The sequence below is a fragment of the Rothia sp. HMSC069C01 genome, from assembly GCF_001814655.1.
Classification (GTDB): domain Bacteria; phylum Actinomycetota; class Actinomycetes; order Actinomycetales; family Micrococcaceae; genus Rothia; species Rothia dentocariosa.
Genome location: NZ_KV817378.1, coordinates 1 through 5,419, shown reverse-complemented (window position 1 = coordinate 5,419; position 5,419 = coordinate 1). Strand labels below are relative to the sequence as shown.

Below are 5,419 nucleotides of genomic sequence, written 5' to 3'. Positions count from 1 at the left end.
GGCACGCCCGGCGGTACTCGACCTGCTCAACCGGCTGGATTCTGCCAGCCCGACAAAATAAAACGATGAGGTCATCCAGATAATCTGGATGACCTCACTACGTTATGCAGGTATAAACCTCAATATTGATAATCTACCGATTAAAAATATTACGAATCGGATTCACCACCGTTGTCCACCAAGGCTGTGGAGAATCTTGAAACTTGCTTTGCTGACGTTCTTTGACCTGCTGAGAAATGCTTCGCCGTAGCTCACCAACTTCGGTATCTACGACCTTCTTATAATCAGAACGTAAACGTGCAGGTTTTCCATTGCGCATGACGGAGTTATATAGTCCTTCAGCAGTGTGAGTACTCATAGCACGTTCCCTTCCCCCACCATTAGTTATCTCAGTTTACCGTGTTCGGCTCACTGTTGGAAGTAGCCTCATCGTTCTCATCAGATACCTCATCTGGACCGTATGGAGTCGCAGCTGAATTATTTCCGTGCGTCGAATCCGGGTGAGCGTGTGCCCGCTGAGTTGGCGGCGACGGGTTTCTTTGGCATGCGCGTGCTGGCGGTGGCGCAGGGCGGTTTCCGTGCCGGATCTGAGGATTCTGCGGACCCCGAAGAGACTGCCGCAGAGGCTGTCGAAGAGTCGACCGGCGAGTTCCTAGAGGTGCTTCTGCAGGAGCGCATCCGCGTGAAGGATGAGCCGCACGGTGCCCTGCCTTCGGGTATTGGTCCTGGCGATCCGGTGTCTATGGCGACGATTAAGGCGGCCCTGCAGGCTGATGTGCACGGGCTGCTTTTCGACGGTACTCTCATGCCTAGCGCGCTGATGCCTGACCTCCCCGCATCCGGTGAAGATTCTGATCCTTCCGAGGCTCCCGCCTCCCCCAACACCCTGCCGAGCGTGCTCGATGCGGCGGCTTCGCTGACGGGGGTGGAGAGCGCATCCGCGGATTTGCTGTTCCGCCGTGTGCCGCGCCTGAAGAAGAACGCCTTGAACGCCAAAAATGCAGAAAATCTACCCCGTGAGGTTGATTTTCCCACCTCTGACCTGCCCACGGTGGATGCCGTGCACGCGGCGGTTCGCGCTCTCGACCATTCCTATGTGGCGGTTCAGGGCCCTCCCGGTGCGGGTAAGACCTTCCTCGCCTCACACGTGATTGCGCGCCTGGTGGCGGAGGGCGCGAAGGTGGGCGTGGTGGCTCAGTCGCATGCGGTGATTGAGAATCTTATGTTGGCGTGCTGTGCCCGTGATGGTTTTGATGTTTCGCGTGCGGTGCGTCTGCGCGGTAAGTCGGTGACCCCCGCCCCGTGGTCTGAGGTGTCTGATTCTGAGCTGGTGGAGCTGATTTCTGGTGCGGGCGGTTTGCTGTTTGGCGGCACGGCGTGGGATTACGTGAGTGAGCGTCGTGTGCCTGCCGGGTCGTTGGATGTGCTGGTGGTTGATGAGGCTGGCCAGTTCTCTCTGACAAATACGGTGGCGGCAGCTCGTGCGGCGCGTTCGGTGCTGCTGCTGGGCGATCCGCAGCAGTTGCCGCAGGTGTCGACGGGTGTTCATCCGTACCCGGTGGATGTTTCGGCGCTGGGTTGGTTGTCTGATGGGGCGGCGGCGCTGGATCCTCGTTGTGGCTATTTCTTGGGTGAGTCGTGGCGTATGGATTCGGCGCTGTGCGAGCGGGTTTCGTGGCTGTCCTATGATGGCGCGCTGGCGAGCGCGGCGGCGACGGCTGGTCGCGCCCTGCAGGGTGTTGCGCCGGGTGTGGTGTCGTATCCGGTGGAGCATGTGGGCTGTTCGGTGCGTTCTGTGCAGGAGGCGCAGGCGGTGGTGGATTGCGTGCGCGAGTTGTTGGGCCGTGAGTGGGTTCCGGCAGCTGGTGCTGCGCCGCGCCCGTTGGCGGCGGAGGATTGCATTGTGGTGGCGGCGTATAACGCGCAGGTTGATTGTGTGCGTGAGGCGCTGATTGCCGCTGGTCTGGCTGATTCTTCGGGTGCTGGCGTGCGTGTGGGTACGGTGGATAAGTTCCAGGGTCAGGAGGCTGCGGTGGTGTTGGTGTCGTTGGCGTCGTCGCGGGTTGATTCTGGGCGCGGTGCCGGGTTTGTGCTCTCGCCGAATCGTTTGAATGTGGCGGTGTCGCGCGGTCAGTGGCGGGCGGTGTTGGTGCATTCGCCGTGGGTGGCGCGTTCGGTGCCGCAGGATGTTGAGGAGGTGCTGGCTCTGTCGGGCTTCGCGGGCCTGGTGGAGTAGTGCTCTTCTGTGCTCCCCCGCCCCTGCCCGCTGCGTTGCGGGGCTGACCGGTGGCGGGCGTCTTTGGCGTGCCCGGAATCGGGTTCAGCCGGATTCATTCAGGGTTCGGTTGGGTGGAAGCACCAAGAATGAATTATAGTCAACCTAACCCTAATGTCAATACTCAAAATGAGGAAAGTTTTTCAACATGAGTTCATGCATATGACTCATATCTCCACTATGATTTAAGACACCAACAGATGTTGGGGGTTGAGCTGAATCGCTCAGCCAAGATTCGATAGCCATAGATGACTATCTGTCGAAAGGAACACCAATGGAACTCGATATTCAGGATTTGATTACCTCATCCGAAGATGAGCTCAAGAGGGCTCATGGTGGTCTCCGTCCTCCGGCACATCGTGTAGGCGGACAGTAAATAACCACCTCCAGAAAGGCATATCAAACACAATTCATGACCCCTCGGGAAATTTTAAGAACCTAAATGAGATCTTAACAGGAGAATACACGATAGATGAGGTAGTTATAAAGACATCAAAAATTTTAGGATTAACTCCTAAAAATTCAAGGAAGATTATAGAATCACTCATAACGATGGGTCACATAGAAGATGGATTCTTCCTTAAATCATCTACAAAATCTAATAGGTACTCAAGAAGTCGTGAATTCTTTTCTTGGATTGACACTTCAGGAAGTAGCGACCCTTTTCGGGTGCAAAATATTCTGTCCTCCTCGAAAATTGTAATTGTAGGTCTTGGCGGAATTGGCGGATCCGTGGCCATGAACTTAGCATCTTCAGGAGTATCTCAAATACACATAGTTGATTTTGACAATGTTGAAGAGTCGAATCTCAATAGGCAAATTCTATACACAGAAAAAGACCTTGGGCTCAAAAAATCAACGGCTGCCATGAAAAATCTCCAAAAAATAAATTCAAAAATTCTTATTACATCCGAGGATAAGAAAATTACTTCCTCTGATGACCTCATTAAATATTTTAACGAATATGACCTAGTGTATCGCTGCGCTGACAGTCCAGACGATATACCATTTTGGTTCTCTGATGCTTCATTAAAATCTGGTAAACCATGGATTGATGCAAGCTACAATGGCCCAATAATTAATTGTTGCATCTACGACCCAAAGGTTACAGGATGCTATAGATGCATCCGTGAAAGTAATCTACGAAATATGACTCGTCTAGGTTACGAGGAAGCTCATACAGATAAAGTTCCAGAGATAAATGCTGCAATATCTCCTATAGTCCTTATATCTGGATCACTTGCCGCATATGAAGGAATTAGGTATCTTGCCAAACTTAAGCCGCAAAGTTTAGGTAAAGCAATACATCAAAATATGTTCGATTACAGTAATTCATACACAGTGGAGATCCCCCATGAGTGTCAACACCGAGCTACTCAAGAATAGAGATTTTCGAAATACTCTCTTCGCCATTGGAGCCAACCAGCTCTCAGACTCGATGAGCTATATCACCACGCCCATCATTATTTTGGCGCTAACCGGCTCCCCCGAAGCTGCGAGTATCACCCTCTTCGTCGCGGGTGTTCTCGCCACCTGCGCCGGAGCTGTATCTGGAACGTGGGTCGATAGAATCGGCCCCTCAAAGTGCCTGGCACTGTCCTGTATCGGCCAGTCGCTGTCCTGGATAGCGATTCTTCTCTACCTCGTTTTCAACGTCACCAACATTTACGTTTTGGTGATCACGATCTCTCTCGCCGCCATCATTTCCACCTTCGACTACCCGAGTGAACAGTCCATCATCACCCGCGTAGTCCCCAAGGAACACCTGGGGTACGCCTCCGGTATGGGCGAGACGCGCGAGTCCACCGCCAACCTGCTGGGCGGCCCGGTCGCCGGCATCATTATCGGCTTCTCGACCGTGCTCATGACCGCAGTTCACGCGGTCGTCAACCTGCTGGCGTTCATCGTCGCACCCAAGAGCTACGGCGCTAGTCGGCAGCCCGCGGAAGAGGAGGAGGGCGAGAAAACCAGCTTCTGGCAGGACTCAAAAGCCGGTTTCGAGTACATCCTGAAAAACAAGGTGCTGGTGTCCATTGCGTTCGTTTCAACGCTTGCAAACTTTGGAACGGTCGGCATTCCGCTCACCTTCATCTACTACTACACCCTGGAGGGCGCACACCCGCTCTTCATCGGCATCTTTGCGAGCGCCTTCGGTGTGGGCGTGTTGCTCGGTTCGTTCCTGGTCGGCCCGCTGACCGAGAAGTTTGCGCTCGGCCCGCTCGGTATCACCTCCCTGGCCATCATGTCGGCCTGCTACCTGTTGCTGCCGGTGGTTCATTCGATGCTGTGGGCGGTGTGCCTGCTGATTGTGTTGGCGGGTATTGTGCTTCCCTCCTTCAATTCGAGCATCATTGCGTACATTAACGCATCCACCCCGGAGCACATGATCGGTCGCGTGCACTCGGTGCAGGGCATCCCGAACATGGCGCTGACCCCGCTGGCTGTTCTGCTGGCAGGCTTCCTCATTGTTGATTGGGGCATTACGTACACGGCGCTGTTCTACGCGGTGTTCATTTTCCTGTCGCTGGTGGTGATGGTATTCCAGAAGCCGCTACGTCAGCTGCCCCATATCTCGCAGGTAACGAACGCACAGTAGTTCCACGATAGCCCCGTCTATCAACTCCGCTCAACGCCCCCGAAAGCGAATAATTCAACGTGCACTTGCATGAAAATTATTTTCCTTTCGGGGGTGTTCTACGTCCTTTTGAGGATTTCTGCACACAGTGCATGCTCGCGATAATTCGCCTTATCAATGCGTATTTTTGGGGTTTTAAATGTTGCCGGTATTACGGCGAACCTTACGCAGCTTGTTGAAGGTTTTACGGCATAATAGGAAGGTGTTCGTTCTAACCTTTATTCAACGTTCCGCACAGCACTCACTCACTGCACTGTCGGACGAACTCACAAAGCTCAACCCGCGTGTTGCCTTCGCCCAGACATACCCTGACGAAATTCAGGGCGCCTTCGACTGTGCCAGCGACGCACTACACGCGGCGCTCATTGCCGCGCGCGATAACGGCTTCTGGGTCGGCATCGGAATCGGCGAGCTCAATATCCCCCGATTCGCAGGCGCACTCGGCGCCGTCAGCACCACCGACTGCACCGGCGATGCCCTCGAATTCTCACGGCTCGCCGTGGAGGCGG

4 protein-coding genes and 1 pseudogene are annotated in these 5,419 nt (G+C 54.3%); 4 read left to right on the top strand and 1 reads right to left on the bottom strand.

Annotated elements, in window-relative coordinates:
• Nucleotides 1–133: 133 nt before the first annotated feature.
• Complete coding sequence (locus HMPREF2981_RS00595) at nt 134–358, bottom strand: hypothetical protein (RefSeq protein ID WP_048753294.1); 225 nt, start codon at nt 356–358, stop codon at nt 134–136.
• A 102-nt stretch (nt 359–460) separates the two neighbouring features.
• Here HMPREF2981_RS00595 and HMPREF2981_RS00590 point away from each other — a divergent pair, with 102 nt between their 5' ends.
• The 4 genes and pseudogenes from HMPREF2981_RS00590 to HMPREF2981_RS00575 all read left to right on the top strand — a co-directional run.
• Nucleotides 461–2,236, top strand: a complete 1,776-nt coding sequence (locus HMPREF2981_RS00590; protein WP_246825180.1) for an AAA domain-containing protein — start codon at nt 461–463, stop codon at nt 2,234–2,236.
• A 591-nt stretch (nt 2,237–2,827) separates the two neighbouring features.
• On the top strand, nt 2,828–3,661 hold the full coding sequence (locus HMPREF2981_RS00585; protein WP_004005782.1) for a HesA/MoeB/ThiF family protein: 834 nt from the start codon (nt 2,828–2,830) through the stop codon (nt 3,659–3,661).
• Complete coding sequence (locus HMPREF2981_RS00580; protein ID WP_048754961.1) at nt 3,630–4,871, top strand: MFS transporter; 1,242 nt, start codon at nt 3,630–3,632, stop codon at nt 4,869–4,871. Before HMPREF2981_RS00585 ends, HMPREF2981_RS00580 begins: the two co-directional genes overlap by 32 nt.
• Nucleotides 4,872–5,112: 241 nt before the next feature.
• A pseudogene (locus tag HMPREF2981_RS00575) lies at nt 5,113–5,419 on the top strand (recombinase RecJ); the annotation flags it as partial.